Below are 2,227 nucleotides of genomic sequence, written 5' to 3'. Positions count from 1 at the left end.
CGGCTTGGGAGAGGGCTCGGGCGCGATGACACGGGCGGGCGGCGGCGGGGGCGGGGGAGGCGGGGGCGGGTCCACCAGTTCCACCATCACCAGCGGCGGCTCCGAAACCTCGGGCGCCGTCGGGGTCTGGATGGTCATCAGCAGACCCAGGCCCAGGTGCGCCGCCAGTATGGGCGTCGCCGCCAGCGCCCATCGCCGTGTCCGCGCCGGTTTCAATCGCCGATCCGTGATGAGGCCGACAGCCTTGGTCGCATGGTCATCGCAACGAAACGCCTGTAAAAAATCACGACGCGCTGTTGAAAACATTCGGGCGCGTCAGGAAAGAGGCGCAGGCCCAATACAACTGCGCGACGTTTCAGATTGCGTTGAGATCAGCCGGCCCGCCGTCCGGCATCGCCGTCGGCGGACCAACGTCGCATCTCGCGCGCCGGTTCCATGATCAGACGAAAAACGTCGAAACACGCCCGTTCCCTTATGGTCAAGCTGACATCTTCCTGCCCAACGCACGTCATTACTCCGCCTTTCAGCCTACGCCATTTTCATCTGGCGCATGAACTGGGCGTGGCGCCCCCGGCAAGAAGGAGACAGAACTTGAGCAGATCGAAACTCAGGACGGCGGTCGTCGGCGGCGCCCTCATCGCCCTCGGCTTTGCGGCCAGCGGCTGCGCCAGCCATCGTTTCGTGCGTGATCAGGTCGAAGTCGTCGACAACCGCGTGACCACGGTCGAAGGCACGGCGGGCCAGGCGCTGCAACGCGCCAACGACGCCCACAAGCTGGCCGAGGGCAAGTTCCTCTATCAGGTCGTCCTGTCCGACGATTCCGTGAAGTTTCCCACCGACGCTGCGGCCCTGTCGCCCGAGGCCGAGCAGCGTCTGGCCCAGTTCGCCCAGCGTCTGCAAAGCGAGAACCGCAACGTCTATCTGGAAATCCAAGGCTATACCGACTCGACCGGCACGCCCGAGCATAACGACCAGCTGGGCGAACAGCGCGCCGAGGCCGTCCGTCGCTTCCTGAACCGTCAGGGCGTGGCCCTGAACCGGATGGCGACCATCTCCTATGGTCAGGAACAGCCGGTGGCGTCCAATGACACGCCCGAGGGCCGGTCGCAGAACCGCCGCGTGACCATCGTCGTCCTGGCCTGATCGGCCTCCACGTCGACCATCGGAACGGCGGCCGCTGCGTAGCGGCCGCCGTCTTCGATTCTACAGGCTGTCGAAGAAGCGCGGAACGGCGACGGTCGCCGGCCCATAGACGCCCTCGTCGAACAGGTGCGCCCCGGCGGTGGGCTCCAGATTGATCTCCACCGTCCGCGCGCCCGCATTCCGCGCCGCCTGCACGAACCCCGCCGCCGGATAGACCGCGCCCGACGTGCCGATCGACACGAACAGGTCGCAAGCCGCCAAGGCCGCCTCGATCCGATCCATGTGCAGCGGCGTTTCCCCGAACCAGACGATGTGCGGCCGCATCCGGCCCTGCGGGTGGTCGAGCGACGGCTCGTCCGCCGCCATGTCGCCGGGCCAGTCGCTGACCACGCCTGAACGAGTGCAGCGCCCCTTCAGCAGTTCGCCATGCATGTGGATCAGTTCGAACCCCGGGGCGGGCGGCGATGCCTCGTGCGCGCGGTCGTGCAGATCGTCGACGTTCTGGGTCACCAGCATGAAGTCGCCTTCCCAGCGCGCCGCCAGATCGGCCAGGGCGCGATGGGCGGCGTTGGGTTCAACCTCGGCCAGTTGGCGACGGCGCTGGTTGTAGAAGTCCTGAACCAGGGCGGGGTCGGCGGCGTAGCCTTCCGGCGTCGCGACGTCCTCGACCCTGTGTCCGCACCACAGCCCGTCCGACGCCCGAAAGGTCGGCACGCCGCTCTCGGCCGATATGCCGGCGCCGGTGAGGATGACCAGGTTCATGGAGCGGCAGCGCCTCTGACGGGACCGAAACGGGAAGGGGCGATGTTAGGCGAAAAATGCGTCAGTTTCGTCTGACCGAGGTTGCATCGACATTCAGTCCTAAATCGTCATTCCGGGGCGTCCGTAGGACGAACCCGGAACCCAGGAGGCTGGCGACCCGGCGCCGACTACGTTCAGTGACGACGTCGAAGCCCTGGGTTCCGGGTTCTTCGCTTCGCTCCGCCCCGGAATGACGATCGAAGATTTCGGCCCGCTGAATGTCGATTGATCCTAGGTTCTGTGGACACTTATCGCATCCATAAGATGGTTGCGGCGAGGTGCA

Annotated in this window: 2 protein-coding genes and 1 pseudogene; 1 reads left to right on the top strand and 2 read right to left on the bottom strand. The window is 66.1% G+C overall.

The window, feature by feature from the left end; genetic code table 11:
* Positions 1-216 (bottom strand): annotated as a pseudogene (locus tag RTU05_RS17965) (hypothetical protein); the annotation flags it as partial.
* Between the two features lie 375 nt (positions 217-591).
* On the opposite strand from RTU05_RS17965, the gene RTU05_RS17960 reads away from it, so the two are divergent.
* On the top strand, positions 592-1,143 hold the full coding sequence (locus RTU05_RS17960; RefSeq protein ID WP_312599646.1) for an OmpA family protein: 552 nt from the start codon (positions 592-594) through the stop codon (positions 1,141-1,143).
* Positions 1,144-1,203: 60 nt separating this feature from the next.
* Here the strand turns inward: RTU05_RS17960 and RTU05_RS17955 are convergent, their stop codons facing one another.
* Entirely contained in the window at positions 1,204-1,905 is a 702-nt protein-coding gene (locus RTU05_RS17955) for an NAD-dependent deacylase (RefSeq protein ID WP_312599645.1), read from the bottom strand.
* Positions 1,906-2,227 lie beyond the last annotated feature (322 nt).

It is taken from the genome of Brevundimonas sp., from assembly GCF_032017145.1.
GTDB lineage: Bacteria > Pseudomonadota > Alphaproteobacteria > Caulobacterales > Caulobacteraceae > Brevundimonas.
The sequence above is the reverse complement of the archived record's forward strand: the minus strand, read 5'-3'. Positions and strand labels throughout refer to the sequence as shown.

Excerpts from the sequence above, each read along its gene's own strand:
- RTU05_RS17955 (WP_312599645.1), bottom strand. The coding sequence starts at position 1,905 with ATGAACCTGGTCATCCTCACCGGCGCCGGCATATCGGCCGAGAGCGGC.